General features: G+C 63.2%; 26 protein-coding genes. 9 read left to right on the top strand and 17 right to left on the bottom strand.

What is annotated here, in order from left to right; translation table 11 throughout:
* Positions 1–37: 37 nt before the first annotated feature.
* The 4 genes from HH213_RS04135 to HH213_RS04120 all read right to left on the bottom strand — a co-directional run bounded on the left by HH213_RS04135 (position 38) and on the right by HH213_RS04120 (position 4148).
* Positions 38–2371 carry a RelA/SpoT family protein gene (locus HH213_RS04135; protein ID WP_110844706.1) on the bottom strand — a complete coding sequence of 778 codons (2334 nt, stop codon included), beginning with the start codon at positions 2369–2371 and terminating at the stop codon, positions 38–40.
* 82 nt (positions 2372–2453) lie between these two features.
* A complete protein-coding gene (gene rpoZ, locus HH213_RS04130; protein WP_056443456.1) occupies positions 2454–2657 on the bottom strand; it encodes a DNA-directed RNA polymerase subunit omega in 204 nt (67 codons plus the stop codon).
* Positions 2658–2682: 25 nt separating this feature from the next.
* On the bottom strand, positions 2683–3321 hold the full coding sequence (gene gmk / locus HH213_RS04125; RefSeq protein WP_110844705.1) for a guanylate kinase: 639 nt from the start codon (positions 3319–3321) through the stop codon (positions 2683–2685).
* Positions 3322–3404: 83 nt separating this feature from the next.
* The gene (locus tag HH213_RS04120) at positions 3405–4148 is read right to left on the bottom strand and encodes a DUF72 domain-containing protein (protein ID WP_110844704.1); all 744 of its coding nucleotides are present in this window, start codon (positions 4146–4148) and stop codon (positions 3405–3407) included.
* A gap of 72 nt (positions 4149–4220) precedes the next feature.
* Between HH213_RS04120 and HH213_RS04115 the strand changes: the two genes are divergently transcribed.
* On the top strand, positions 4221–4508 hold the full coding sequence (locus tag HH213_RS04115) for a putative quinol monooxygenase (protein ID WP_169110965.1): 288 nt from the start codon (positions 4221–4223) through the stop codon (positions 4506–4508).
* Here HH213_RS04115 and HH213_RS04110 read toward each other — a convergent pair.
* The 3 genes from HH213_RS04110 to HH213_RS04100 form a co-directional block, all read right to left on the bottom strand.
* Positions 4486–4893 (bottom strand): type II toxin-antitoxin system VapC family toxin, encoded by a 408-nt coding sequence (locus HH213_RS04110; RefSeq protein WP_308494525.1) that lies wholly within the window; start codon positions 4891–4893, stop codon positions 4486–4488. The two genes, HH213_RS04115 and HH213_RS04110, sit on opposite strands and share 23 nt — an antisense overlap.
* Before the next feature lie 22 nt (positions 4894–4915).
* Positions 4916–5173, bottom strand: coding sequence for a type II toxin-antitoxin system Phd/YefM family antitoxin (locus tag HH213_RS04105; RefSeq protein WP_169110963.1), 258 nt, complete (start codon positions 5171–5173; stop codon positions 4916–4918).
* 66 nt (positions 5174–5239) lie between these two features.
* Entirely contained in the window at positions 5240–5626 is a 387-nt protein-coding gene (locus tag HH213_RS04100; RefSeq protein WP_169110961.1) for a nuclear transport factor 2 family protein, read from the bottom strand.
* A gap of 209 nt (positions 5627–5835) precedes the next feature.
* On the opposite strand from HH213_RS04100, the gene HH213_RS04095 reads away from it, so the two are divergent.
* Genes HH213_RS04095 through HH213_RS04085 form a run of 3 tightly spaced genes read left to right on the top strand, consistent with a single transcriptional unit; the run spans position 5836 to position 8741 of the window.
* Positions 5836–6870, top strand: coding sequence for a sensor histidine kinase (locus tag HH213_RS04095; protein ID WP_229263284.1), 1035 nt, complete (start codon positions 5836–5838; stop codon positions 6868–6870).
* Complete coding sequence (locus HH213_RS04090) at positions 6867–7628, top strand: LytR/AlgR family response regulator transcription factor (RefSeq protein WP_169110959.1); 762 nt, start codon at positions 6867–6869, stop codon at positions 7626–7628. Before HH213_RS04095 ends, HH213_RS04090 begins: the two co-directional genes overlap by 4 nt.
* Positions 7629–7646: 18 nt before the next feature.
* Positions 7647–8741, top strand: coding sequence for a S41 family peptidase (locus tag HH213_RS04085; protein WP_169110957.1), 1095 nt, complete (start codon positions 7647–7649; stop codon positions 8739–8741).
* A gap of 46 nt (positions 8742–8787) precedes the next feature.
* On the opposite strand, the gene HH213_RS04080 is transcribed toward HH213_RS04085, so the two are convergent.
* Entirely contained in the window at positions 8788–9678 is an 891-nt protein-coding gene (locus tag HH213_RS04080; protein WP_110844698.1) for a YicC/YloC family endoribonuclease, read from the bottom strand.
* 88 nt (positions 9679–9766) lie between these two features.
* Between HH213_RS04080 and HH213_RS04075 the strand changes: the two genes are divergently transcribed.
* From HH213_RS04075 to hemW, 5 genes are read left to right on the top strand one after another with little or no spacing between them, the layout of a single operon-like run.
* Positions 9767–10762, top strand: coding sequence for a serine/threonine protein kinase (locus tag HH213_RS04075; RefSeq protein WP_169110955.1), 996 nt, complete (start codon positions 9767–9769; stop codon positions 10760–10762).
* A gap of 17 nt (positions 10763–10779) precedes the next feature.
* Complete coding sequence (locus HH213_RS04070) at positions 10780–11721, top strand: PP2C family protein-serine/threonine phosphatase (protein ID WP_169110953.1); 942 nt, start codon at positions 10780–10782, stop codon at positions 11719–11721.
* Positions 11722–11730: 9 nt separating this feature from the next.
* Positions 11731–12465, top strand: coding sequence for a ribonuclease PH (gene rph, locus HH213_RS04065; protein WP_169110951.1), 735 nt, complete (start codon positions 11731–11733; stop codon positions 12463–12465).
* An 8-nt stretch (positions 12466–12473) separates the two neighbouring features.
* Entirely contained in the window at positions 12474–13058 is a 585-nt protein-coding gene (gene rdgB, locus HH213_RS04060; protein ID WP_169110949.1) for an RdgB/HAM1 family non-canonical purine NTP pyrophosphatase, read from the top strand.
* Positions 13055–14317 carry a radical SAM family heme chaperone HemW gene (gene hemW, locus HH213_RS04055; protein WP_169110947.1) on the top strand — a complete coding sequence of 421 codons (1263 nt, stop codon included), beginning with the start codon at positions 13055–13057 and terminating at the stop codon, positions 14315–14317. Before rdgB ends, hemW begins: the two co-directional genes overlap by 4 nt.
* Here the strand turns inward: hemW and HH213_RS04050 are convergent.
* The 9 genes from HH213_RS04050 to zwf all read right to left on the bottom strand — a co-directional run bounded on the left by HH213_RS04050 (position 14253) and on the right by zwf (position 24909).
* Entirely contained in the window at positions 14253–15893 is a 1641-nt protein-coding gene (locus tag HH213_RS04050; protein ID WP_169110945.1) for a methyl-accepting chemotaxis protein, read from the bottom strand. The two genes, hemW and HH213_RS04050, sit on opposite strands and share 65 nt — an antisense overlap.
* 86 nt (positions 15894–15979) lie before the next feature.
* Positions 15980–17608, bottom strand: coding sequence for a methyl-accepting chemotaxis protein (locus HH213_RS04045; RefSeq protein WP_169110943.1), 1629 nt, complete (start codon positions 17606–17608; stop codon positions 15980–15982).
* A gap of 99 nt (positions 17609–17707) precedes the next feature.
* Complete coding sequence (locus HH213_RS04040) at positions 17708–18781, bottom strand: patatin-like phospholipase family protein (protein ID WP_169110941.1); 1074 nt, start codon at positions 18779–18781, stop codon at positions 17708–17710.
* A gap of 13 nt (positions 18782–18794) precedes the next feature.
* Positions 18795–19730, bottom strand: coding sequence for a transaldolase (tal, locus tag HH213_RS04035; protein WP_169110939.1), 936 nt, complete (start codon positions 19728–19730; stop codon positions 18795–18797).
* Positions 19731–19802: 72 nt separating this feature from the next.
* Positions 19803–20666, bottom strand: a complete 864-nt coding sequence (locus tag HH213_RS04030) for an EamA family transporter (RefSeq protein ID WP_169110937.1) — start codon at positions 20664–20666, stop codon at positions 19803–19805.
* Between the two features lie 3 nt (positions 20667–20669).
* Positions 20670–21068 (bottom strand): response regulator, encoded by a 399-nt coding sequence (locus tag HH213_RS04025; protein WP_229263282.1) that lies wholly within the window; start codon positions 21066–21068, stop codon positions 20670–20672.
* Positions 21069–21077: 9 nt separating this feature from the next.
* Positions 21078–22514, bottom strand: coding sequence for an ATPase domain-containing protein (locus HH213_RS04020; protein WP_229263280.1), 1437 nt, complete (start codon positions 22512–22514; stop codon positions 21078–21080).
* A gap of 62 nt (positions 22515–22576) precedes the next feature.
* Positions 22577–23431: an SIS domain-containing protein gene (locus tag HH213_RS04015; RefSeq protein ID WP_110844686.1), complete on the bottom strand. Its 855-nt coding sequence runs from the start codon at positions 23429–23431 to the stop codon at positions 22577–22579.
* A gap of 5 nt (positions 23432–23436) precedes the next feature.
* Entirely contained in the window at positions 23437–24909 is a 1473-nt protein-coding gene (gene zwf, locus HH213_RS04010; protein WP_110844685.1) for a glucose-6-phosphate dehydrogenase, read from the bottom strand.
* Positions 24910–25093: the final 184 nt, after the last annotated feature.

The following is a 25093-nucleotide window of genomic DNA, read 5'->3' as shown; positions in this document are numbered from 1 at the left end:
CCCCATGCGGGGTCAGACCCCGCATGGCGGTGCGGGTCTAGTTTCGTTCGCGCAGAATGCGATTGACGCCGGCCACGCGGCGCACGTTGCGCAGCAGGCCTGCCAGGTGCACGCGGTCTTTCACCTGCACGGTGAAGCGCAGCTGGTGCAGCACGTTGTCCTTGTCCTCGTCCATGCCGACGTAGGTGATGTTGGCGTCCGATTCGCCGATCTCCGCCGCCACGCGCGCCAGGATGCCTTTTTCGTTGTTGATCAGCAGCTTAATGCGGCTGTCGAAACGGCGGTTCAGTTCCGTCCCCCATTTGACGGCGATCCAGCGGTCCGGCTCCTTGGCACGCTGACGCTTGGCCTGCGTGCAATCCGACGTATGCACCAGCAAACCCTGATCGCGCCGCAGCTGGCCGATAATCGCATCGCCCGGAATCGGCAGGCAGCACGGCGCCAGTTGCACCGACACGCCTTCGCTGCCGCAGATGGTGACCGGGTCCAGTTCGGCCGCGCTGTTGTGATCGATCGGCGCGCTGGCCGATTCGCCGCCGCGCAGACCAAAGATATGGCGCGCCACCAAGGCCGCCATGCGCTTGCCGACGCCGATATCGGCATACAACTCATCCAGCGACTTGGCGCTCGATTCCTTCAGCAGTCTCTCGACCAGATGGTCTTCCAGATCCGGGCTGATGCCCAGCGAGGTCAACGCATGCGCCAGCAATTGCGCACCCAGCGCGATCGATTCCGGCAGGTTAATCGTGCGCAGGTGGTGACGGATCGCCGAACGCGCCTTGCCGGTGCGGACGAACGACAGCCAGCTCGGGCTTGGACGCGAGTTCGAATCCGTTACGATCTCGACGATGTCGCCATTGCGCAGCTCGGTGCGCAGCGATGCCGGTTCGTTGTTGATGGTGACCGACACCGTGTGGTCGCCAATGCCGGTGTGAATCGCATAGGCAAAATCGATCGGCGTGGCTCCGCGCGGCAGCGCGATGATCTTGGACTTTGGCGTAAACACGTACACCGAATCCGGGAACAGATCGACCTTGACGTGTTCCAAAAACTCGGCCGAGTCGCCGGTCTGCTGCTGGATGTCCAGCAGCGATTGCAGCCACGCGTGGGTACGCTGCTGCAAGTCCGACATATTGGCGTCGCCGTTCTTGTACAGCCAGTGCGCCGCCACGCCCGATTCGGCGGTGCGGTGCATTTCCTGGGTGCGGATCTGGAACTCCACCGGCGTGCCATACGGGCCGATCAAGGTGGTGTGCAGCGACTGGTAGCCGTTCAGCTTGCGAATCGCAATATAGTCCTTGAACTTGCCCGGCATCGGCTTGTACAGCTGGTGCAGCGTGCCCAGTGCCACATAGCATTCGGAGAAGTTGTCGACCACCACGCGGAAGCCGTACACGTCCAGCACCTGCGAGAACGACAGGTGCTTGTTGCGCATCTTCTTGTAGATGCCGAACAGGGTCTTTTCGCGGCCATATACTTCGGCCTCGATATTGGCCGTGGACAGCGTATTCTTGACCGACTCCAGGATTTTCTTGACCACTTCGCGGCGGTTGCCGCGCGCCGCCTTGACGGCCTTGCCCAGCACGCGATAACGCAGCGGGAACAAATGGGCAAACGACAAGTCCTGCAGTTCGCGGTAGATGTTGTTCAGGCCGAGCCGGTGCGCGATCGGCACATACACTTCCATGGTCTCTTTGGAGATACGGGCCTTGGCGGCCGGCTTCATCACATCCATGGTGCGCATATTGTGCAGGCGGTCGGCCAGCTTGATCAGGATCACGCGCACGTCCGAGGCCATGGCCAGCAGCATCTTGCGGAAGTTTTCCGCCTGCGCTTCGATCTGGCTCTGGAACTCGATTTTTTCCAGCTTCGACAAGCCGTCCACCAGGTTGGCGACCGGCGCGCCGAAGCGTTCGATCAGCTCGTCCTTCTTGACGTCCTGGTCTTCCATCACATCGTGCAGCAGCGCGGCCATGATGGCTTGCGCGTCCAGCTTCCAGTCGGCGCAGATTTCCGCCACCGCGATCGGATGCGAGATGTACGGCTCGCCCGACTTGCGCAATTGCCCAAGGTGCATCTCGTCCGAGAAGCGATAGGCTTCCTTGACCTTTTTGAGATCGGCGGCCGACATGTATTCGGCCAGTTTTTCGGTGAGATGGGTTACCGACGCGACACCGGCCGTCAGGGCAGGAGGCGTGGCCAGGGGCGACGAGGAAATCACAGGCGGGACTGGGGGTGGGGCAGGTGGGGCGGAGACAGTGGCGTCCCCTGCGCTGGTCTCAGACGTGACCACAGCCGACGCTTTGGCCGGCCGTTTTGCCCTGGTGGGCGGGGTGTCACTCAGTGTCGGATCGGCAGGGATCAGATTCATACGTATGCGTTCCGTCTCGATGAGAATGTCTAGCTGCTACAAAACATACCACATTCGCATTGATCGGGAACGCGGTCCCAACTTACATTGGGACCTTTTTCAACATTTCCAGACCGACTTTGCCGGCTGCGATTTCACGCAGGGCGACCACGGTCGGCTTGTCCTTGGCTTCCACTTTTGGGGTGTGGCCTTGCAGCAGTTGGCGCGCGCGGTAGGTGGCGGCCAGGGTCAGCTGGAAACGGTTCGGTATATTTTTCAGACAATCTTCAATCGTAATGCGGGCCATCTAAAACTCCTAAAATCTTGTGTAATTATTCAGCGTGGATGCCCAGCTGGGCAAAGAGCGAGGTGTTGCGTGCCGCTTGTTGCGCAAACCGGCAACGGGCCGCTCGGACTATCGCTGTCAATTCCGACAGCGCGACGTCGAATTCTTCGTTGATAATAGCATACTCGAACTCGGGAGCGTGGGCGATTTCGCCGCCCGCCGCCAGCAGCCGTTTGGTGATCACGTGCGGTTCATCGGTGGCGCGTTTTTTCAGGCGCTCTTCCAGCGCGTCGATCGATGGCGGCAGGATGAAAATGCCGGCCGCTTGCGGGAACAGTTTCTTGACCTGGCGCGCGCCTTGCCAGTCGATTTCCAGCAACACGTCGGTGCCGGATTTCATCTGTTCTTCCACCATCAGGCGCGAGGTGCCGTAATAATTACCGTGCACTTCGGCCCACTCCAGGAACTCGCCGTTGTCGGCGCGCGCGACGAAATCTTCCGCCGTGGTGAAGTAGTATTGCTGGCCGTGGGTTTCGCCCGGACGCGGCGCGCGGGTGGTGGTGGAAATCGACAGCTTGATGGTCGGTTCCTTGGCCAGCAGCGCGTTGACCAGCGTCGACTTGCCGGCGCCGGACGGCGCCGCCACCACGAACAGGCTGCCCGAAAATGCCTTGGTTGAGCTCATGTTGATCTTTCAAATTCGTCAGCGGGCGCCGTTTTCCGTCGCCCAAAGATGTATTTTACCAAGAGCAACGCGAGGTACTCAATTTACAGCAACGACAGCAAGTGTTGCGCCGCCGCCGGCGCCCGCTCCTTGGCGCCGTTGATGAAGTAGACGTAGACCTGACCGGACTTGGCTTGCTGCTGCCAGGCCTGCGCCTGCTTGGCCCACTTCTTCAGCGCCGGCTTGGTGTAACCGGTTGCGATGTCGCTGTGTGCATCCATCAGGCGGGCGTAGGCGAAGTCGCCGGTGAGCTCGGTGAAGTTGGGGAATTTCGGCGAGTCGGTGATGACGGTGGCGACCTTGTATTTACGCGCCAGCTTGAGGTAAGCGTCGTTGAGAAAGCTGTCGTGGCGCGCGTCCAGCACGTGCTGCAGCTTGCGTTTACCGAGCTTGGTAGGCAGCAGCTTGAAAAACGCTTCCAGGTCGTCGGGATCGAACTGCTTGGTGGCGGCCAGCTGCCACAGGATGGGGCCGAGTTTGTCGCCCAGTTCGGTCAGGCCGCTGTCCATGAAGCGCGCGATCGACTCGCCGGCTTCGGCCAGCACCTTGCGGTTGGTGGCGTAGCGCGAGGCCTTGACCGAGAACACGAAGTCATCCGGCGTCTTCTCGGCCCAGCTGGCGAAGTGTTCGGGCTTGGCGGTGCGGTAGAAGGTGCCGTTGATTTCGATGCTGGTCACCTGCGTGCTGGCGTATTCCAGCTGCTTCTTGATCGGCACTTCCTTGGGATAGAAAGTTTCGCGCCAGGGTGCGAAGTCCCAGCCGCCGATGCCTGCCCGTATCTCTGCCATATGGTCTGCTCTCCTGCCGAGTTGTGGCGCCGATGATAGTATCGGTTTTTTTAGCCTAGACAGGGATATACCATGAAAGATCTGATCGTCGTCGCCACCATCACCGCAAAAGAGGGCAATGAAGTGCTGGTGCGCGAGGCGCTGGAGCGGGTGGTGCCGCCAAGCCGCGCGGAAGCCGGCTGCCTGCGCTACGACTTGCATATCGACCTCGGCAACCACGCCAGCTTCGTCATGCTGGAAGCCTGGCGCGACCAGGATGCGCTGACCGCGCACGAAGCCACGCCGCACTTCCAGGACCTGGTCAAAGCCATGGGCGGCAAAGCCGACATCCAGATCCTCAAGCTGAATCAGGTGTTATAAGCGGATTTATAACGGTAACGCCCATGGGGTGAAAGTCACGTGTATTCCGTGTGATTACGACCATGCCATGCACGAGCGCGGTGGCTGCGATAAACGCATCCGCCCATGGGCGTGTCTGCGGAAAATGTAGCGCGGCGCTGCTTTGTGCCACTGTGGTATCTATCGGCAGGATGCGGCCCGAAAAAGTTTTTAGTACATAGCTGTCCAGCCATCTGCGCAGGGCTTCGCTGCTGAAGTCACGGCGGCGCTGGAGCCGACAAATCCCTACCTCCAGCTCATGAATAGTGATGGCTGACAGGTACATCGTGTCGACATCCTTCTGTGATGCCCATCTTTGGACATTCACGTTGGCTTTGCCGAGTGCGACTTTGCGCAGTTCGGACACCACTTGGTATCCAGGATAATCATTACGAGAGGTCGGCTGGGGGCACCGATTCGATGGAGCGCACAGGGTCGAAGTCGATGTCCGGCATGCCCGGCATCCACAACATTTCGATGATGTTCAGCTTGCCGCTAATAATGCGCTCGTAGTCGGCGATGGTCATTAGTACGTGCGAAGGGCCATGTTCGTCGCTCAAAAACACTGGCCCGTCGCTGCACTCTTCCAGCAGCAGGTCGGGCAGATTGGGATCGATTTTTCTACTCGGTAAGGTGGCTGTGGCCATGATGACGCCTCCTCCTGAAAGTGAGTCAACATTACGCTTTTCAGGAGGAAGTCGCAAGCAAGCTGTTCAGTCTGGCGTGAAGGCTTTGGCGGCGGCGAGGGTGTCGAGGGCTTCGCGCAGGTGTTTGATTTTGCCGTTTTCGGCCACCAGCATGCCGGCGTAGGTTTGTTTGTAGATTTTGCCGGTCGACGGCACCAGGGCTTCCACGCTGTATTCGCCGAATACTTTGTCTTCCGTGTCGATGAACAGCTGCACATCTTTGAAGTAGAAGTCCGGCACTTTTTTCAGCAGACCGCCGATGAAGCTTTCGATCGCGGCGGGGCCGACCGCGCGCACTTGCGGGCCCAGCGATGGCAGTTCCAGCACGCCGTCGTCGGCAAACAGCGCCGCAGCGGCGGCAGGGGTTTGGATATTGGCCAGGTAGGCGTGCAACAGTTGGTTAGCGTTTTTCATGATATTTCTTTCGGTAAGAAGTTGAAGTGACTCCACTGTAACGCCAGTCGATTGTTGAATAAATCCGCTAAAGACGAAATGTTTATTCCCATGGGTGGATAATCGCCGACCGGCTCGCCGCAAGGAATGCACGGGTCGCCGCATGGGACTGGACCGCCACGCGGCCTTCACCTAAGATCAATGCTTCCTTACATCTTTGGAAAGCCTGCGTGAAAGTTGAAACGCCCTTGCTTGCTCCCGTGCTGGCCGCACTGCCGGTGTGCGTCTGCATGGCCATCCTGGGCCTGCCGGCCTACAGCAATCGCTATATCATCGCCTTTCGTGCGCTGTTCTTCGTCGCCTGCCTGTTGTGGCTGATTCCGCTGACGCTGATGCAGCGGGCCATGTGGCGCCGCGAATGGTCGTGGCTGCGGATGGGGCCGATACTGCTGGTGACCACCTATGCGATGGCGATTACCAACGCCTTTCTGGGACAGAGCTTTGGGATCGCGATCGGACGGGAGACGGGCTACCAATGGCAATATCTGGCACGGGGCCTGGATAGCTGCTGGCTGGCGCTGGTCGCATTCTGCGCGGTGCATGCGGTGGCCGCCTATTACCTGTCGCTGCAGCAGGTCCGCCTGCATCTGGCCCAGGCGCAAAGCGCGGCCCGCGACGCCGAGTTGCGCGCGCTGCGCCTGCAGGTCAATCCGCACTTTCTGTTCAACTCGCTGAACGCGATCTCGGCGCTGGTGTCGGCCCAGTCCAACCGGGAAGCCAACCGCATGCTGGCGTGCGTGGCCGATTTCCTGCGCGCCACCCTGGCGCATGATGGCCGCCACGAGCATGCGCTGGCCGATGAACTGGCTCTACTGGACGCCTACCTCGCCATCGAAAAGGCGCGCCTCGGCGAGCGCCTGCAGCTGACGATGAAGACCGGCCCCGATCTGCTGGGCAGCGTCGTGCCCTACCTCATGTTGCAGCCGCTGGTCGAGAACGCGATCCGCCACGGCATCGCGCCGCTGGCCGCGCCTGGCCGGCTGGATATTCTGGTCGAGCGCGCCGGCGCGCGCCTGTTGATCGGCGTGCAAAATGACGGCCAACCAGCGGCGAACGAAGGCAGCGGCATCGGCCTGGCCAACGTCCGGGAACGCCTGCGCCACCTGTACGGCGCGGATCAGCAGGTGGATGCCGGCTGGCGCGCGGACGGCCGCTTCCACGTGCAAATTTCCATGCCGCTGCGCGGTATGGAGGTGGCGGCTTGAACATCCGGGTGGTGATCGTCGACGACGAGCCGCTGGCCAGGCTGGCGGTCAAAGTGAGGCTGGCGCAGCGCGCCGCCTTCGAGCTGGTGGGCGAATTTGGCGACGGCGACAGCGCGTACGAAGGGATTGTGGCGCTGAAGCCCGACCTGGTGTTCGTCGACGTCGAGATGCCGGGCAAGAGCGGCCTCGACATGCTGGCCGCACTGCCGCCGGCGCAGCGGCCGATGGCGATCCTGCTGACCGCCTACGAAGGCTTCGCCCTGCAAGCGTTTGAACTGGCCGCCCTCGATTACCTGCTCAAGCCGGTCGATGACGAACGCTTCGACGAAGCCCTGGACCGCGCGCAGCAGGCGTTTCCCTACCGTTGCCAAAGCCGTGCCGCAGCACAGGCAGCACCTGTGGCACCGGCGTTGCGCAGCTTCAGCGTGCGGGTGGGATCGCGCACGGTGCTGGTGCCGGTGGCCGACGTCGAGCGCATCGAGGCCGACGGCGACTACGCCTCGCTGCATGCCAACGGCAAGATCTGGCTGGTGCGGGAACGCCTGCACAACCTCGCCACGCAGCTCGATCCACGCCAGTTCCACCGCGTGCACCGTTCGTCCATCGTGCGGCTGGACATGATCACCGAGCTGCGTTCGCTCACCAACCGCGACGCCATGCTGCGCCTGCGCGACGGCAGCGTGCTGCGCGCCAGCCGCTCCTATATGCCTGCCTTGACGGAGGCGCTACAACACCTCAACACCAAAACCGATTCGTAGTCCAACCTGGAGGAATGTATGTCTGGTAGCAAGAAGCTTATCGCAGCGGTCGTGTTGGGGGCGCTGTTGTCGTGGCCCGCCCTGGCGGTGGAGGACACCGCGTTGAAAGCATCCGATCGCGCCGCAATCGTGCAGACGCTGGCGGCGAAAATCAACGCGAATTACATCGAGCCGGAAAAGGCCGAACGGCTCGGCAGTGCGATCATCAGGAAGAATGCCGACGGAGGCTATGCGGACGCCGCCGGCGCCAAGGCGTTCAGCGCGGCGCTGCAGCAGGACTTGCGCGCATTGAGCGGCGACCTGCATTTCAGCGCCGCGCGTTACGAGGGTTTCACCGAGCCCAGCGGTCCGCCGGAGCCGCCGACCCGCGCCAAGCTGGACGAATGGCGCAACGCGGCCGCGCGGCGCGGCTATGAGATCGAGAAGATCGAACGCCTGCCTGGCAACGTCGGCTACATCGAGTTGCGCGGCTTCGGCAACGTGGAATTCGTCGGCCCGGCCTACGCGGCGGCGATGTCGCTCATCAGCGGCACGGATGCGCTGATCCTCGACCTGCGCCGCAACGGCGGCGGCAGTCCGGCCAGCGTGGCTTACCTGATGAGTCATTTCCTGCCGGCGGGCGACGTGCGCCACCTGATCGACATCTACGATCGCCCGACCGACACGACGCGCCAGATCTGGAGCGTGCCGACGGTGGCGCAGCGTTATGACAAGCCGGTGTATGTGCTGACCTCGGCCCGGACAGGTTCCGGCGGCGAGGACTGCGCTTACGACTTCCAGGTGCTGAAGCGCGGCACCCTGGTCGGTGAAACCACGGCCGGCGCCTCCAACCCGGTGAGCTGGTTCAGCCTGGGACACGACATCGTGGCCTCGATCCCGACGGCGCGCACCACCAATTTCGTCTCCAAAACCAATTGGGAACACGTCGGCGTGAAACCGGACGTCGCCGTGCCCGCAGCGCAGGCATTGCAGACCGCGCATGTCGCCATCCTGCGCAATCTGGTGGCCGCTGCAAAGCAGGGCGACGAGCGCACGGAACTGCAGCGCCTGCTTGCCATGGCGGAGAAAGGCGAGGTCGATCAACCGGTCTACAAGCTCAAAGGGCAGCTTTGAGCCAAGCGGTTGCGCCATAAAAAAAAGGAGCCGCGGCTCCTTTTGATTACTCCAGGTTTTGCACCTGTTCGCGCATCTGTTCGATCAGCAGCTTGAGTTCCATCGACGCATCGGCCAGTTCCTTCACCGACGCCTTGGCGCCCAGCGTATTGGCTTCGCGGTTCAGCTCCTGCATCATGAAGTCCAGGCGCTTGCCGACCTGGCCGCCTTTTTTCAGGATATGACGGGTCTCGGTCAGGTGTGCCGACAGGCGGCCCAGCTCTTCGGCCACGTCAATGCGGATGCCGTACAGGATCACTTCCTGCCGAATGCGCTCCAGCGCATCCTGGCGCGACAGCGCCGAATTCGACCCCTGGCACGCCAGCCCCAGCGCATCCTGCATGCGCTCGATTGCCTTCTGCTGGAACGCCGCCACCACTTGCGGTATCAGCGGCGTAATGCGCTTGACGATGGCTTCCATCGCCTCGATGCGCGAAATCAGCATTGCTTCCAGCGCCGCGCCTTCGCGTTGACGGCTGGTCACAAACGCTTCGATGGTGCGGCCGGCGAGGGTGGCCACATCCGCCTGCAGCGACTCCTGGCCGATCTGCGCCTCTTCGATAACGCCGGGCCAGCGCAGTAATTCTGCTACTGACATCGTTTGCACGCCGGGGAACAGGCCGCTGACTTCGCCCTGCAAGCGTTGTATTTCAGTCAATAAGGGGAGATTCAGCGCCTGGGTGCCGGTGGTGGCCGCCTTGCGTCCGAAGCTGAGGCGCAATTCCACCTTGCCGCGCGTGATAGCGCCCATGATCGCGGAGCGTAAATCGGGTTCGAGCGCTCGCAAATCGTCGTTTATTCGAAACTGTAAGTCCAAAAATCGTGAGTTGACGCTCTTGATTTCAATGGTCAGTGTTCCCGCCGCACTTTCACTGGTGGCGACCGCGTAGCCCGTCATGCTGGAAATGCTCAATGGATATCCCCGATTTAATCTTTACAAAACAGTGATTTATCCACACAATCCGGGTGTTGAGGCGAGGAATCTTATGGCTGCACAAAACAACGCCCCGTTACCAGATGGTCTGGAAATTGCTGGATATCGCATTGTAAAGAAAATTGCGTCCGGTGGGTTCAGTATTGTTTACCTTGCATATGATACTGATGGTAACGCGGTGGCAATCAAGGAGTATTTGCCCAGTTCTTTGGCGCTGCGGCAGCCCGGCGAACTGGTGCCTTCCGTCTCAAAAGCCCATCTTCCCGTGTTCCGCATCGGTCTCAAGTGCTTTTTTGAGGAGGGCCGGGCGTTGGCCCGCATCTCGCACCCGAATGTTGTAAGTGTGCTCAATTTCTTCCGCGCGCACGAAACTGTTTATATGGTGATGGCCTACGAATCGGGGCATTCGCTGCAGGAACACATCCAGCGGCAGCGCGGCAAGGGCAGCAAAGTGGGCGAAGCCTTCATCCGCACCATTTTCACGCAGGTGGTCAAGGGGCTGCGCGAAGTCCACGCCAACCAGCTGCTGCACCTGGATCTGAAACCGGCCAATATCTACCTGCGCACCGACGGCACGCCGATGCTGCTGGACTTTGGCGCCGCGCGCCAGACCGTCAACACCGACCTGCCGACGCTGACACCGATGTACACCCCCGGCTTCGCGCCGCCCGAACTGTACGCCAAGACCGGGCTGGGACCGTGGACCGACATCTATAGCATCGGCGCGTCGATGTTTGCCTGCATGGTCGGCTCGCCGCCGCAGCCGGCCGACCAGCGCAAGAGCGAAGACAAGATGGCCAGCCATTTCCAGCAGCTGAACGGCATGTATTCGGCGGAACTGGTGCAACTGGTGCGCTGGTGCCTGGAAGTGGAGCCGCTGGAGCGGCCACAAAGCCTGTTCGCGGTGCAGAAGGGCTTGCAGGCCGCCGTGGCCGTTGCGATGCCGGCGCCGGCCGCGCCGACCATGATCGACAAGCTGCGCGGGCTGATGGGCAGGCTGGGCGGCAGCGGCGCCCGCGCCAAGGCCGGCCCGGACACGCTGGTCTGAATCGAGAGGACGACACCATGCAATTCTCCGTGTATCAGGAAAGCCACATCGGCGGCCGCAAGGTCAACCAGGACCGCATGGGCTACAGCTTTACGCGCGACGCGCTGCTGCTGGTGCTGGCCGACGGCATGGGCGGCCATCTGCGTGGCGAAGTGGCGGCCACGGTGGCGCTGCGGACCATTTCCACCATGTTCCAGCAACAGGCGCAGCCCTATGTGAAGAAGCCGCAGCGTTTCCTGGAAGAGGCGCTCCACGCCGCCCACCGCGACATCCACCAGTACCGCATCGAACAGCAGATGCCGGAGGCGCCGCGCACCACCATCGTCGCCTGCCTGATTCAGCACAACATAGCCACCTGGGCCCATTGCGGCGACTCGCGCCTGTACTGGCTGCGCGAAGGCCAGCTGCTGGCGCGCACCCGAGACCACTCGCACGTGGAAAACCTGATCGCGCGCGGCCTGGCGCAGCCGTCCGAGCGCGCCACCCATCCGGACCGCAACAAGCTGTTCAACTGCCTGGGCGCCGACAGCCCGCCCAAGGTGGAAGTCTCGCCCGGCGCCAGCCTGCTGCCGGGCGACCGGCTGCTGTTGTGCTCCGATGGTTTGTGGTCTATGCTGCCGGACGATGAACTGGTACGCCGCATGCACGAGCAAACCGTGGTGCGCGCCGTACCGGATATACTGCAGGCCGCGCTGACGGCGGCGGGCGGCGCCAGCGACAACGTCACGGCGCTGGCCATCATGTGGCAGGGCAGCAGTATGGCGGATGATCTGGGGCCGATCACGGCCACCATGATTTCCACCGAAGCGCTGCCGCAAGACCTGCACAGCACCACCATCCGCGACACGCCGGCAGCCGATGACGCCGCGCCGGCCGACGCCTTCGATGACGACGAAATTGAAAAAGCCATCGCGGAAATCCGCGGGGCGATCGAGAAATCCTCCCAAATACTCAAATAAGGAATCCCCATGACTGTTGTAACCCGTCCTAGCGGCCGCGCTGTCGATGCGCTGCGCACCTTGCGTCTGACCCGCGACTTCACCAAGCACGCCGAAGGTTCGGTGCTGATCGAATGCGGCGACACCAAGGTGATCTGCACCGCCAGCATCGAAGACAAAGTGCCGGGCTTCCTGAAGGGTAAAGGCCAGGGCTGGCTGACCGCCGAATACGGCATGCTGCCGCGCTCCACCAACACCCGCATGGACCGCGAAGCGGCGCGCGGCAAGCAGTCCGGCCGCACCCAGGAGATTCAGCGCCTGATCGGCCGCTCGCTGCGCGCCGCCTTCGACCTGGAAGCCTTCGGCGAACGCACGCTGCACCTGGACTGCGACGTGATCCAGGCCGACGGCGGCACCCGCACCGCCTCGATCACCGGCGCCATGGTGGCGGCGTATGACGCCTTCTCCAAACTGGTGGCGCGCGGCGCGATCCCGGCGATTCCGCTGAAGCACTTCGTGGCCGCGATCTCGGTCGGCGTCTATCAAGGCACGCCGGTGCTGGACCTGGACTACGTGGAAGACTCCAACTGCGACACCGACATGAACGTGGTGATGACCGACGCCGGCAACTTTATTGAAGTGCAGGGCACGGCAGAAGGCGCGGCGTTCGACCGCGCCGGCATGGACCGCCTGCTGGACCTGGCGCAGGCCGGCATCGCCGACATCGTCAAGCTGCAAAAGCAGGCACTGGGCATCACGGAGTAAAATACGCCATGACCAAACGCCTGATCCTCGCCTCCAACAACAAGGGCAAACTGAAGGAGTTCAACGAGCTCCTGTCCACCGTCGGCTTCTCCGTGCACGCGCAGGGCGAGTACGATGTTCCTGAAGCGGATGAACCTTTTCACACGTTTGTGGAAAATGCACTGCAAAAGGCCCGCCACGCGGCGCGCATCACCGGCCTGCCGGCGTTGGCCGACGATTCCGGCGTGTGCGTCAACGCTTTGGGCGGCGCGCCCGGCGTGTACTCGGCGCGCTTCGCCGGCGAGCCGAAATCGGACGCCCGCAACAATGAGAAGATGATCGTTGAACTGGCCAAGCATGAAGACAAGTCCGCGTATTACTACTGCGTGCTGGTGTTCTTGCGCCACGCCGACGATCCGCAGCCGATCATCGCCGACGGCCGCTGGAACGGCGTGATGGTCGATACGCCGCGCGGCCAGGGCGGCTTTGGGTACGATCCTTACTTCTTCATCCCATCGCTCGGCAAATGCGCCGCCGAATTGGCGCCGGAAGAGAAAAACGCCTTGTCGCATCGCGGCCAGGCATTGCGCGCATTGGTAGAGAAACTGAAATGATCCCGATTAAAGTCGTCGGCGCCAGCACCAAGGCAAACGCCAAGCCAGCAGCCGACATCAGCGAAGCCGCCGGCGTCGCTGCGAAATACCTGCAAGGCGGCTCGCTGAACCTGACGGCGCTGCCGCCGCTGTCGCTGTACATTCACTTCCCGTGGTGCGTGCGCAAATGCCCGTATTGCGATTTTAATTCGCACGAGCCGAAGGAGGGCGAAGCCTTCCCCGAACAGGAATACCTGGACGCGGTGCGCGCCGACCTGGAACAGGCCTTGCCGCTGATCTGGGGCCGCAAAATCTATACGATCTTCATCGGCGGCGGCACGCCGAGCCTGATGTCGGCCGCGGGGCTGGACCGCCTGCTGTCCGACATGCGCACCTTGCTGCCGCTCGACAGCGACTGCGAGATCACGATGGAAGCCAATCCCGGCACCTTCGAGGCGGAGAAGTTCAAGTCGTACCGCGCCAGCGGCGTCAATCGGCTGTCGATCGGCATCCAGAGTTTCAACGCGCGTCACCTGAAGGCATTGGGCCGCATCCATGACGACGGCGAAGCCAAACGCGCGGTGGAAATCGCGCTGGACAACTTCGACAACTTCAACCTGGACCTGATGTACGCGCTGCCGTCGCAAACGCTGGAAGAAGCGCGCGCCGACGTGGAAACGGCGATGGCGTTCAAGCCGCCGCACCTGTCGCTGTATCACCTGACGATGGAGCCGAACACGCTGTTCGCCAAGTATCCGCCGTCGCTGCCGGACGATGACGCCAGCGCCGACATGCAGGACATGATCGCCGAACTGACCGCCGCCAATGGCTACAACCAGTACGAGATTTCAGCCTACGCCAAAGAGGGCCATCGCGCGCGCCACAACCTGAATTACTGGGAGTTCGGCGATTACCTCGGCATCGGCGCCGGCGCGCATTCCAAGCTGTCGTTCCCGCACCGCATCCTGCGCCAGGCCCGCTACAAGCAGCCCAAGGCCTATATGGAACAGGTCAAACTCGGCGCGCCGGTGCAGGAGGAGTATGAAATCCAGCGCGAGGACATGGGCTTCGAGTTCATGCTCAACACGCTGCGCCTGCACGGCGGCTTCGACCCCAATCTGTTCAGCGAACGCACCGGCTTGAGCATCAACGCCATCGACCAGCAGCTCAATGCGGCCGAGGCCAAAGGGCTGCTGTATCGCGACTACAAAATCATCAAGCCGACGGAATTAGGCCAACGCTTCTTGAACGACCTGCAGGAGATGTTCCTGAAGGGGTGAAGCGCGCAGTTGCGCTGGCGCTGGCATCGCTACGCAGTTTGAACTGCGACGATACACCGGCCAGCGACGCCGCCTGATCCTGCATGCTGGCCGCCGCCGCTGCCGCCTGTTCCACCAGCGCCGCGTTCTGCTGCGTCATTTCATCCATCTGCGTAATCGCTTCGTTGACCTGATTGATGCCGATGCTTTGCTCCGCGCTGGCGGCGGTGATTTCGCTCATGATGTCGGTCACGCGGCGCACGCTGGCCACCACTTCCGCCATCGTGGCGCCGGCCTGCTGCACCAGCTGCGAACCGGCATCCACCTGCGCTACCGAATTATCGATCAAGCCCTTGATCTCCTTGGCCGCCGCCGCCGAGCGTTGCGCCAGGCCGCGCACTTCGGACGCCACCACGGCAAAGCCGCGACCTTGTTCGCCGGCGCGCGCCGCTTCCACCGCCGCATTCAGCGCCAGGATATTGGTCTGGAAAGCGATGCCGTCGATGACGCTGATGATGTCGACGATCTTGCGCGCCGAACCATCGATGGCCCCCATGGTGTCGACCACCTTGTTGACGATGGCGCCGCCTTGTTCGGCCACCGCAGACGCGGCATGCGCCAGCTTGTCGGCCTGGCGGGCGTTGTCGGCGTTCTGGCGCACGGTGGTGGTCAGTTCCTCCATCGAGGCGGCGGTTTCCTCCAGCGCGCTGGCCTGCTGCTCGGTGCGCGCCGACAGGTCATGGTTGCCGGCCGCGATTTCGCTGGACGCCAGCGCGATCGCCCTGGCGCCATGCTGGACGTCGCCCACCACCTTGACCAGTTCATTGTTCATGCCTTGCAGCTCGCGCATCAGGTCACCGATCTGGTCGCGCGTAGCGACGCCGAATTCGGTGGTCAGGTCGCCGCCGGCCACCGGGGTGGCCACTGCCACCGCCGATTCCAGCGGCCGCGTGATGCTGCGCGAAATCAGCGCCGCGCACACCACGCCCAGCGCCACCAGCAGCACGCCCAGCGTGATCGACAGGTTGATGCTGCGGCTGGTGGCGGCCTCCACATCCTGCGCCATCTGGTCCAGCACCTTGCGCTCGTACTCCACCAGTTTCAGCATGCCGGCCTGGTAGGCTTCGGCCGATGGCGTAAAGCTGGCAGTGAAGATGCGCGCCGCGTTGTCGCTGTCGCCGGCCTTGTTGGCATCCATTAGCGCCTGCTTGGATTCGACGAACTTGGCGCGCACGCCCAGCGTGGCCTGGTAGATGGCTTTTTCCTCATCGCTGCTGATCAGCTCACCCATCTTGCGGTTCATGACGTTGCCCTTTTTCGAGCCGTCGGCCATGGTTTCGGCAAAGGTGGTGGCCAGCGAGGTGTCGCTGCTCTTGGCCATCATGATGGTGCGGGCGATGGTGACGGCGGTCTGCGTGTACCAGTCGGTGGCGAGGCGTTCGCGCGCCAGCGGTTCGGCCATCATGCGCTTGGTGGCGGCGGCGTTGTCCACCGCGTTGCGCAGCGCGAACGAGGTCGAAATAATGGAGAGTATGAGAACAATGGCAAAGCCCAGCGCCAGCCGGGAACCAATGCGGATGTTGGAAAGAAAGGACATGGCTGGTCGCAAGCCGCAGATGGCTTGTAATTATTGGTAACGCTACCAATATATCCTTTTGTTTAAAAAGTTTGGTTTTAGAAATATTACGTTACAGAATGCTGCAACGTTGGTCCCAGCGCCAGTCGCCGGGCCGGCGCCGCCAGCCTGGTGTGCAATCCGTCATTGCCGAGCCGGAAGGACGACGCCACCTCGGCAAGCCGGGCCGCCTGTTCCTGCATGCTGGCGGCGGCCGCAGCAGCCTGTTCGACCAGCGCGGCGTTCTGCTGCGTCACGCTATCCATCTGGCCGATGGCGGTGTTGACCTGGTCGATGCCGATGCTTTGCTCGCTGCTGGCCGAGGTGATCTCGGCCATGATGTCGGTTACGCGGCGCACGCTAGCCACCACCTCGTCCATGGTACTGCCGGCCTGCTGGACCAGCTTGGAGCCGATCTCTACCTGATCGACCGAATTGCCGATCAGTTCCTTGATCTCCTTGGCGGCGCCGGCCGAGCGCTGCGCCAGGTTGCGCACTTCGGACGCCACCACGGCAAAGCCGCGTCCCTGTTCACCGGCGCGCGCGGCTTCCACTGCGGCGTTGAGCGCCAGGATATTGGTCTGGAAGGCGATGCTGTCGATTACGCTGATGATGTCGAAGATCTTGCGCGAGGAATCGTTGATCGAGCCCATGGTGTTGACCACCTGGCCGACGATGGCGCCGCCTTTTTCCGCCACATCGGACGCGGTCTGCGCCAGCTGGTTGGCCTGGCGGGCGTTCTCGGCGTTCTGACGCACGGTCGAGGTCAGTTCTTCCATCGAAGAGGCGGTCTCTTCCAGCGAACTGGCTTGTTCCTCGGTACGCTGCGACAGGTCCATATTGCCGGAAGCGATCTGGTTGGAGGCAGTGGCGATGGTGCTGGTGCCGATCTGCACCTGGCTGACCACGTTGCGCAGCGCGTCATTCATGCCGCTCAGCGCTGTCATCAGGTCGCCGATTTCGTCCTTGTCGTGGCGCGTGGCGAATTGCGTGGTCAGGTCGCCGTTGGCGACGGTAGCGGCGATGTCGACCGCCGATTTCAGCGGCACGGTGATCGAACGCGAAATCACCCAGGCCGCCAGCGAGCCGATGGCCACCATCAGCCCGCCCAGCACCAGCAGCAGCGCGTTGCTGCGGTCGTTGGCGGCATCGATCGCGTGGGCGGTGTCGTCGATGGCCTTGCGCTGCATGGCGAGGAAGCTCTTGACGCGGTCCTGGTAAGCCGAGGCGGACGGCGAGAAGCCGTTCTGGAACAGCTGTTCTGCGCGGGCGGCGTCACCCGCCTTGCGGGCGTTCATGACGTCGGTCTTGGCCTTCTGGTAGGTGTTGCGCAGCGTCGTGATCTCGTCGTAGATCTTGCGTTCCTCGTCCGTCGACAGCAATTCCTTGATCTGGCCCAGCAGCTCACCGCCGCGCTTGGTGCTGGCGGCGATGACATCGGCAAAGGTATCGGACAGTTTGTCGTCGCTGCTGCGGGCGATCAGTGCGGTGCGGGCGATGGCCGAGTAGATCAGCACATACCAGTCGGACACCAGCCGCTCCTTGGCCAGCGGCTGCTCCATCATGGCGCGTGTGGCCTTGGCGTTGGTGCGGGCGTTGACCAGCGCCACCGAGGTGGCCAGGATGGCCAGCAACAGCACCACCGCGAAACCGATGGCCAGACGGGTGCCGATACGCATCTGCGACAGGACGTTCATAATCATGACTCCCAACAAGAAAGCGGACAATAAAGTATGCACCTGTCGCGGCGGCTGGTGGCCGCCTTCGTGGCGTTTCGTTGCGTTTTGGGAACAGAGTCAGAAACTGGCGGCTTGCTTCAGGTCGGGTTGCTGGCACCAGCGGGCGAAGTCGTCGGCCATCCGCTGGCTCTCGCCGATGGCCTGCAGCCAGTCGCGATTACGGCGTCCGTGGTCCTGGGCGTAGACGGTGAAATCCTTGCGGTCCGGCAGCTTGGCGTTGGGCAGCTTGCGGACGAAATCGGCCGACGGCGAGACCAGGATCAGATTGTCGAGCGACTGGTCGCGCGCGCGGCGCCACGGCATCGATTTGTCCAGCCAGCCGGGCACGATGCCGTCACTGAAATGCGGGTACAGCACCAGGCCGGGATCGCGCTGGTAGGGCAGGTGCAGGTGGTAATCGATCAGGCCGCCATCCCAGTAGGCGCCGGTAGGAGCGCCGGCGATGTCGGTCACCGCCTGCAGCACCAGCGGGATCGAGCCGGAGGCCAGCAGGGCGTCGCGCAGATTGTCTGCCGACAGGCCGACGAAGTGGCCGGCGAAGGCGTCGAATTCCTCGCGCAGCCAGCGCGCGTCGTCGTCGCGGTGGTGGAAAATCACGCGTTCCATCGAGGCCGCCAGGCGCTTGCGCGACACGGCGTTACCGGCGGCGGCCAGCAGAAAGCCGGCCATTTCACGCCAGCGGGCGCCGTTGGTATTGCCGAGCGCGCCGATGCCGCGCACCGTCAGCACGGAGACGTGGTGGTGTGGGTGATTGACGGCTTCGGCGGCGCGGCCGTCCAGCAATTCATCGAGCAGCGCGCGGCAGGTGCGGCTGACGTAATCGGGCGTGACCTTGGCGGGGTAGCGCTGGCCGGCATACAGCCGCACCAGCCGCTGATGCGCGGCGACCGGATCATCGAAGGCCGACGCCGCCATGCGCCAGGCGCCGATCGACGCGCCCACGAGACGGCGCTGGCGTGGCGCGTGACGCAAGAATTCGCCGAACATCCAGCAATCGAGGCCGTGCAGGATCAGGCCTTTCGGCCCGCCGGCCGCCGCCGGCACGATAGCGATATCGGCCGCCTGCACGCCCTCGGCCGCAATCCGCTCCCGCGCCCGCCGCCCCAGCCGAATCGTAATCGACGAACTCATCAAGCCCGGTAGATTAACGCATGCCCGAGATGATTTGCTTTAGCTTGCCGGTGTCGGCGACGAAGGCGCGGATGCCTTCGGCGGTTTTTTCGGTCGCCATCGCGTCTTCGTTGACCATGAAGCGGAAGGTGGCTTCATCCATCGCGATTTTGCCGATGGTGGCGTTTTTGCCGCTGTCCGAACTCAGCTTGCGCTCGACTGGGGCGTTGGTGTCGGCCAGCTGTTGCAGCAGGTCCGGGCTGATGGTCAGCAGGTCGCAGCCGGCCAGTTCCAGGATCTGGCCGGTGTTGCGGAAGCTGGCGCCCATCACTTCGGTCTGGTAGCCGAACTTGCGGTAGTAGTTGTAGATGCGCTTGACCGACTGCACACCCGGATCTTCCGCGCCCTGGTAGTCAATGCCGGTCGATTTCTTGTACCAGTCGTAGATGCGGCCGACGAACGGCGAAATCAGCTGGGCGCCGGCTTCAGCGCAGGCGATCGCCTGCGGCAGCGAGAACAGCAGCGTCATGTTGGTGTGGATGCCTTCTTTTTCCAGGATCTCGGCGGCACGGATGCCTTCCCACGTCGAGGCCATCTTGATCAGGATGCGCTCGCGCTCGATGCCATTCTTTTCATACAGCTTGATCAACTCGCGGCCCTTGGCCACCGAGCCGGCGGTGTTGAACGACAGCGCGGCGTCGATCTCGGTCGACACGCGGCCCGGAATCACGCGCAGGATCTGCTTGCCGAACGCCACCAGCAGGTGGTCGATCACTTCGCCGGTGCTGGCGTCCAGGTTGTCGCGCACGGCTTTTTCCAGCAGCGGCTTGTACTCGTCCTTCTGCACCGCCTTCAGGATCAGCGACGGATTGGTGGTGGCGTCGCGCGGCGTGTATTGCTGGATGGCCTGGAAATCGCCGGTGTCGGCAACTACGGTGGTGTATTGTTTGAGTTGTTCGAGTTGGTTCATAAGCACTGCCATTCTGATAAAGAAGTTGTTGTCCGTTTATTTTACTCCGAACCTGCCGCGTTGCCGTCCTATTCAGCCCAGCCGCATGACAATTGCGCCACAGGCAATCAGGCTGACGGCGACGATGCGCCCCGGCGCCAGCCGTTCGCGCAGGAACACGGCGGCGATGACGGCCGCAAACAGGATCGACGTCTCGCGCAGCGCCGCCACCGCCGCCACCGGCGCCAGCGTCATCGCCCACAGCGCCAGCCCGTACGAGGCCAGCGTGCCGCCGCCGCCCAGCAGCAGGACCCGCGCATGGCGCCGTGCATAGGCCGGCAGTTCGGCCCAGCGGTTGGCGGAGCACAACAGCAGCAGCACGGCGGTCAGCACGAACAGCCACATGGTGTAGCCCGCCGGCGTACCCGAGCGCCGCACGCCGACTGCGTCGATCATGGTGTAGGTGGCGATGACGGCGGCGTTCAGCAGGGCGTAGCCGGTGGCGCGGCGGCGGGCGTCACGGTTGGCGGCGGTGTCGGCGCCGGCGCGGGCGCCGCGCAGGATGGTCAGCGTCAGTACGCCACCGCAGATCAGCATGACCGCGATGTCCTGGCGCAGGTGCAGCCGTTCGCCCAGCAGCGGCACGCTGGCCAGCGCCACCAGCAGCGGCGCGGCGCCGCGCATCAGTGGATAGGCCTGGCTCATGTCGCCGTGGCGGTAGGCGGCCGCCAGCAGCCGGTAGTAGATCACCTGGCAGCAGGCCGACGCCACCAGCCACGGCCAGCTGTCGGCGTGCGGCAGCGCCGCCAACGGCAGCAGCGGCAGCGATACCAGACCGGCGCCGCAGGCCACCAGCAGGGTGCTCAGGTATTTGTCGGGGCCGGCCTTGACCAGCGCGTTCCAGCTGGCGTGCAGCAGCGCGGCCAGCAGGACGACGGTAACGACCTCGCCCGCCATCGGCTAGTCCGGGCGCGCGATCAGTTGGTGGATGGCCGCCAGCAGCGTGTCGAACGACACCGGCTTGCGGAAGAACAGGTCGTACGGCGGCAGCAGGTCGCGCGGCAGGATGCCGGCGCTGGTGAGGATGAACGGGATGGCCGCCAGCGCCGGGTCGGCGCGCCACGCCACGCACAGGTCGGCGCCGTTCATGACCGGCATCATGTAGTCGGACACCACGATGTCGGGCCGCTCGCGCTGCGCCGCCGCCAGCGCCTCGGCGCCGTTGGCGGCGGTGCGCACGCGAAAACCGCGAAACTCAAACAGCATGGTGTAGGCCGACAGGACGTCGAATTCGTCGTCGACCACCAGAATGAGCTTGCCATCCGGGTTGCTGTCCATGAGGGCGGGATGATCGCTCATGGCCGCACGCTACCGGTTCAGCACGGGCGGCACGCTGGGGGACACGGGGCCGTCGATGCTCATGCCCAGGTCGGAAATGAGCAGCACGTGGTTGGCGGCGTCGTAGCCGTTTTCGCGCAGCTTGAGCACGCCGATCTGGCGCAGGTTGATGCCGGCCACGTCCACATAGCGCAGCAGGATGATGTTTTCGAACAGCATCGAGGCGGTGACCTCGCCCTGCACCGTGCCGGCGCCGAAATACGGCAGTTCCTGGGTGAAGAAGGTGGTGACGTTGCGCACCCGCAGTTCGTTGACGAGCGCCGCCAGGAACGAGCGCGAGCGGCCCTCGTGCATGACGATTTCGCGCAGGCCGTCGATGCCGTCGATCAGCAGCCGCGTCACGCCGCGCTGTTCGATGTTGCGCAGCAGGCCGTTGGCCAGGCTGTCGACCAGCACCTCCAGCGGCGGATGCCAGATGATCTGCAGCGCGCCGTTATGGAAATAGGTGGCCAGATCGAGGCCGACGCTGCGCGCCTTTTCCAGCAGCCGCTGCGGCGACTCGTAGAAGCCGATGATCAGCGCCTGTTCGCCGCGCTGCAGTCCCTCGTGGATGAAGTGCAGGCCCATCAGCGTCTTGCCGACGCCCGGATTGCCGAGCAGGGCGGTGGTCGAGCCGCGCGCCACGCCGCCCTTGGTCAGGCCGTCCCAGCCGGGGATGCCGAAGCTGACCCGGCCCGCCGCCGCGGTCGGCATGGCCGGCGACAGGCTGCTGACCGCTTCCAGGCGCGGATAGATCTCGACGCCGTCCTCGCCCACCTCGAACACGTGGCGGCCCAGCAGGTGCTTGCTGCCGCGCAGCTTGAAGACCTTGATCTCGCGGATCAGTTGCAGGCCGCGCTCGTACTGGCTCAGTTCGATCAGGCCGTCGACCAGCGTGTTTTCCGAATCGGCCACATTGCCTTCGGTGGGCGACAGCAGGAAGGTGGTGCATTCCATGGTCGACACCAGCGAATTGAGCGAGAGCATGAATTCGGACAGCGCCACGTCGGACGGCTTGGCCTCGCGCACGGTGCGGAAGCCGTCGATGATCATGATGTCGGGCTGTTGCTCGGCCAGCGTGGCGGCGATCGATTTGAGCAGTTCGCGCAGGCCGCCCTTGAGCAGGTCGCTGTAGGCGCCGATGAAGACGATGCGTTCGCCCACCAGTTGTTCGTCGAAGAACGAGAAGTTGCTCAGGTGATTCAGCATCTTGCCGTGGGTTTCGGCGATCAGCGTCAGGATCAGCACCTTCTTGCCCTGGTGCGCGTGCTGGAAACCGATCTGGCAGGCCAGCGTGGTCTTGCCGCTGCCGGCCAGGCCCTGGATCAGGTACAGGCTGTGCGCGGGAAAGCCGCCGCCCAGGATGTCGTCAAGGCCGGGAATGTTGGTGCTGAGCAGAGGGATGCGCTGGGAGAGGCGGTTGTGCATGGCGCAAGGTTGTAGATGCGGCAAATAATCCATGCACTGTAGCACACCCGCCGTCAAGCCGCCTAACCGATAAACGAATCGAACTGCAGGTCGAATTCCTGCAGGGCTTTCTGGGCGTTCTGCATTTTCTTGCGGAATTCCGGGCCGCGTTGCAGCGCCAGGCCGACCGCCAGCACGTCGATCACCACCAGGTAGGCCAGCCGCGCCGAAATCGGCGTGTACGGGTCGATGTTGAAGATCAGGTCGATCGGGATCAGCACCGTGGCCAGGTCGGCCAGCGGCGTGCCGGACGGCGCCAGCACGATCACCTCGGCGCCGCCGCGCTTGGCCAGCTTGACCGAGCGCACCAGCGACGGGCTGTTGCCGCGCTGCGAAATCGCCACCAGCGCGTCGCCGGTGCGCAGCAGCGCCGCGGCGATGCTGTGGATGTGCGGATCGGCATAGGCCACGGTCGGTACGCCGGAACGGAAGAACTTGTGCTGGGCGTCGGCGGCAACGATGCCGGAGGTGCCCTGGCCGTAGAACTCGATCTTGTTGGCCTTGGACAGGATGTCCAGCGCCTTCTGGATCTGCTCCGGGTTGAGGTTGTTGCGCAAGTCCAGCAGGGTATTGATCGAACGGCTGCAAATCTTGTTGACCAGGTCGGCCGCAAGGTCGTCCTGGGTCGGCTGTTCGTTCAGGCCCGGCAAGGCCAGCGCCAGGCCCTGGGCCAGCTTGAGCTTGAACTCGTGCCAGCCGTCATAGCCCAGCGTGCGACAAAAACGCACCACGGTCGGTTCGGACACCTGGGCGTTCTTGGCCAGCGCAGTGATGTTCTGGTTGACCGTCTGCGTCGGGTGTTCGAGCACGGCCAACGCCACCTTGCGCTCCGATTTGGAGAGCGAGTCGAGTTGGGTGCGGATGGAATCCAGCAGCATCTACATTAATCCTCAGGCAGCACTTCTTCGCGCCATTGCAGGCCGTCACGGCCGATCAGCGCGGAGGCCGCGGCCGGACCCCAGGTGCCGGAGGCGTACGGGAGCGGGTAGCTGTCGTCCGATTCCCAGTTGTTGAGGATAGGTTCGACCCATTCCCAGGCGGCTTCCAGCTCGTCGCCGCGCATGAACAGCGTCAGCTGGCCGCGCAGCACGTCGAGCAGCAGGCGCTCGTAGGCTTCCATACGCGGCGATTTGAACTGCTCGCGGAAGTCCAGTTCCAGTTCGGCTTGCTTCAGGCGCATGCCGTCGCCCGGCGTTTTCGCCATCAGGTTCATGCGCAGGCCTTCGTCCGGTTGCAGACGGATCACCAGCGAATTCGGCTGGAAGCTGTTGGTCGGCTGGGCGAAGATCGAGTGCGGGATCTGCTTGAAGCGCACCACGATTTCGGCCAGGCCGTCGGCCATGCGCTTGCCGGTGCGCAGGTAGAACGGCACGCCGGCCCAGCGCCAGGTATCGATTTCCGCCTTCATGGCAACAAAGGTTTCGGTGCGCGAATGTTCCGGTGCATCCGGTTCGTCGCGGTAGCTCGGCACGGCTTTGCCGTCGACGTGGCCGGCGCGGTACTGGCCGCGCACGATGTTCTGTGCCAGCGTGGTCGGCGTGAATTTTTTCAGCGAGCGCAGCACTTGCAGCTTGGAGTCGCGCACCGCGTCCGGCGAAATCGAGGTCGGCGGTTCCATGGCGACGATACACAGCAGTTGCAACAGGTGATTTTGCAGCATGTCGCGCAGCGCGCCGGAGGTGTCGTAGTAGCCCAGGCGGTTGCCCACGCCCAGTTTCTCGGCGATGGTGATCTGCACGTCGGAGATCCACTCGCGGCGCCACAGCGGCTCGAACAGGATGTTACCGAAGCGCAGGGCCAGCAGATTCTGCACGGTTTCCTTGCCCAGGTAGTGGTCGATCCGGTAGATCTGCGATTCCTCGAACACCTTGCCGACTTCGGCGTTGATCTGCTTGGCCGAGGCCAGGTCGCGGCCCAGCGGTTTTTCCAGCACCACGCGCGAGTTCGGCGTGACCAGGCCGTTTTCCTTCAGCGCTTCGCAAATCTGCGAGAAGATCGCCGGCGGCGTGGCCAGGTAGTAGACCTTGGTGATGGCCTCGTCCTTGCGCAGCGCGTCCACCAGCGGCTTGTAGCTGCCGGCCTCGGTGGCGTTGAGCGAGACGTAGACGATGCGCTTGGTGAAGCGGTCCCAGTCGGCCGGCGTCACGGCCGGCGATTTGATCAGGGGCTTGGAGGTGGTCTCGACGGTTTGCAGGAATTCTTCCTGGCTGGCGTCTGCGCGGCCGACGCAGATGATGCGCGCGGTCGGCGGCAGGTCTTTGGCAACGTCGCGGGCGTACATCGCGGGCAGGAGTTTGCGCATCGCCAGATCGCCGCTGCCGCCAAACAGGACCAGATCAAAATCGGAAAGAGCCATAGTATGAAAATCGTCGCAAAAAAAGTGCCGAAGGAATGGCCGCGAGATGGTTGCGGCCGCCAATGTAAATTTACTACTTATAAGAGCCGTTTGCAAGAAATTTTACTACATAACGCCTATGGAAACTGAGAGTATCCGTATGCAAGTGTTGCGCCCACTCCGCCTTCCGCTACGCTGCCTTTCC

This window comes from Duganella dendranthematis (assembly GCF_012849375.1).
GTDB classification, from domain to species: domain Bacteria; phylum Pseudomonadota; class Gammaproteobacteria; order Burkholderiales; family Burkholderiaceae_D; genus Rugamonas; species Rugamonas dendranthematis.
The sequence above is the reverse complement of the archived record's forward strand: the minus strand, read 5'-3'. Positions and strand labels throughout refer to the sequence as shown.

What these genes read in the sequence shown, in the direction of transcription:
- rph (WP_169110951.1), top strand. Translation starts at nt 11,731, where the DNA reads ATGACTGTTGTAACCCGTCCTAGCGGCCGCGCTGTCGATGCGCTGCGC.
- HH213_RS04050 (WP_169110945.1), bottom strand. Translation starts at nt 15,893, where the DNA reads ATGTCCTTTCTTTCCAACATCCGCATTGGTTCCCGGCTGGCGCTGGGC.
- HH213_RS04085 (WP_169110957.1), top strand. Translation starts at nt 7,647, where the DNA reads ATGTCTGGTAGCAAGAAGCTTATCGCAGCGGTCGTGTTGGGGGCGCTG.
- HH213_RS04115 (WP_169110965.1), top strand. Translation starts at nt 4,221, where the DNA reads ATGAAAGATCTGATCGTCGTCGCCACCATCACCGCAAAAGAGGGCAAT.
- tal (WP_169110939.1), bottom strand. Translation starts at nt 19,730, where the DNA reads ATGAACCAACTCGAACAACTCAAACAATACACCACCGTAGTTGCCGAC.
- HH213_RS04100 (WP_169110961.1), bottom strand. Translation starts at nt 5,626, where the DNA reads ATGAAAAACGCTAACCAACTGTTGCACGCCTACCTGGCCAATATCCAA.
- zwf (WP_110844685.1), bottom strand. Translation starts at nt 24,909, where the DNA reads ATGGCTCTTTCCGATTTTGATCTGGTCCTGTTTGGCGGCAGCGGCGAT.
- HH213_RS04075 (WP_169110955.1), top strand. Translation starts at nt 9,767, where the DNA reads ATGGCTGCACAAAACAACGCCCCGTTACCAGATGGTCTGGAAATTGCT.
- HH213_RS04015 (WP_110844686.1), bottom strand. Translation starts at nt 23,431, where the DNA reads ATGCTGCTGGATTCCATCCGCACCCAACTCGACTCGCTCTCCAAATCG.
- HH213_RS04120 (WP_110844704.1), bottom strand. Translation starts at nt 4,148, where the DNA reads ATGGCAGAGATACGGGCAGGCATCGGCGGCTGGGACTTCGCACCCTGG.
- HH213_RS04040 (WP_169110941.1), bottom strand. Translation starts at nt 18,781, where the DNA reads ATGAGTTCGTCGATTACGATTCGGCTGGGGCGGCGGGCGCGGGAGCGG.
- HH213_RS04070 (WP_169110953.1), top strand. Translation starts at nt 10,780, where the DNA reads ATGCAATTCTCCGTGTATCAGGAAAGCCACATCGGCGGCCGCAAGGTC.
- HH213_RS04080 (WP_110844698.1), bottom strand. Translation starts at nt 9,678, where the DNA reads ATGACGGGCTACGCGGTCGCCACCAGTGAAAGTGCGGCGGGAACACTG.
- hemW (WP_169110947.1), top strand. Translation starts at nt 13,055, where the DNA reads ATGATCCCGATTAAAGTCGTCGGCGCCAGCACCAAGGCAAACGCCAAG.
- gmk (WP_110844705.1), bottom strand. Translation starts at nt 3,321, where the DNA reads ATGAGCTCAACCAAGGCATTTTCGGGCAGCCTGTTCGTGGTGGCGGCG.
- HH213_RS04105 (WP_169110963.1), bottom strand. Translation starts at nt 5,173, where the DNA reads ATGGCCACAGCCACCTTACCGAGTAGAAAAATCGATCCCAATCTGCCC.
- HH213_RS04020 (WP_229263280.1), bottom strand. Translation starts at nt 22,514, where the DNA reads ATGCACAACCGCCTCTCCCAGCGCATCCCTCTGCTCAGCACCAACATT.
- HH213_RS04045 (WP_169110943.1), bottom strand. Translation starts at nt 17,608, where the DNA reads ATGAACGTCCTGTCGCAGATGCGTATCGGCACCCGTCTGGCCATCGGT.
- HH213_RS04135 (WP_110844706.1), bottom strand. Translation starts at nt 2,371, where the DNA reads ATGAATCTGATCCCTGCCGATCCGACACTGAGTGACACCCCGCCCACC.
- rdgB (WP_169110949.1), top strand. Translation starts at nt 12,474, where the DNA reads ATGACCAAACGCCTGATCCTCGCCTCCAACAACAAGGGCAAACTGAAG.
- rpoZ (WP_056443456.1), bottom strand. Translation starts at nt 2,657, where the DNA reads ATGGCCCGCATTACGATTGAAGATTGTCTGAAAAATATACCGAACCGT.
- HH213_RS04025 (WP_229263282.1), bottom strand. Translation starts at nt 21,068, where the DNA reads ATGAGCGATCATCCCGCCCTCATGGACAGCAACCCGGATGGCAAGCTC.
- HH213_RS04030 (WP_169110937.1), bottom strand. Translation starts at nt 20,666, where the DNA reads ATGGCGGGCGAGGTCGTTACCGTCGTCCTGCTGGCCGCGCTGCTGCAC.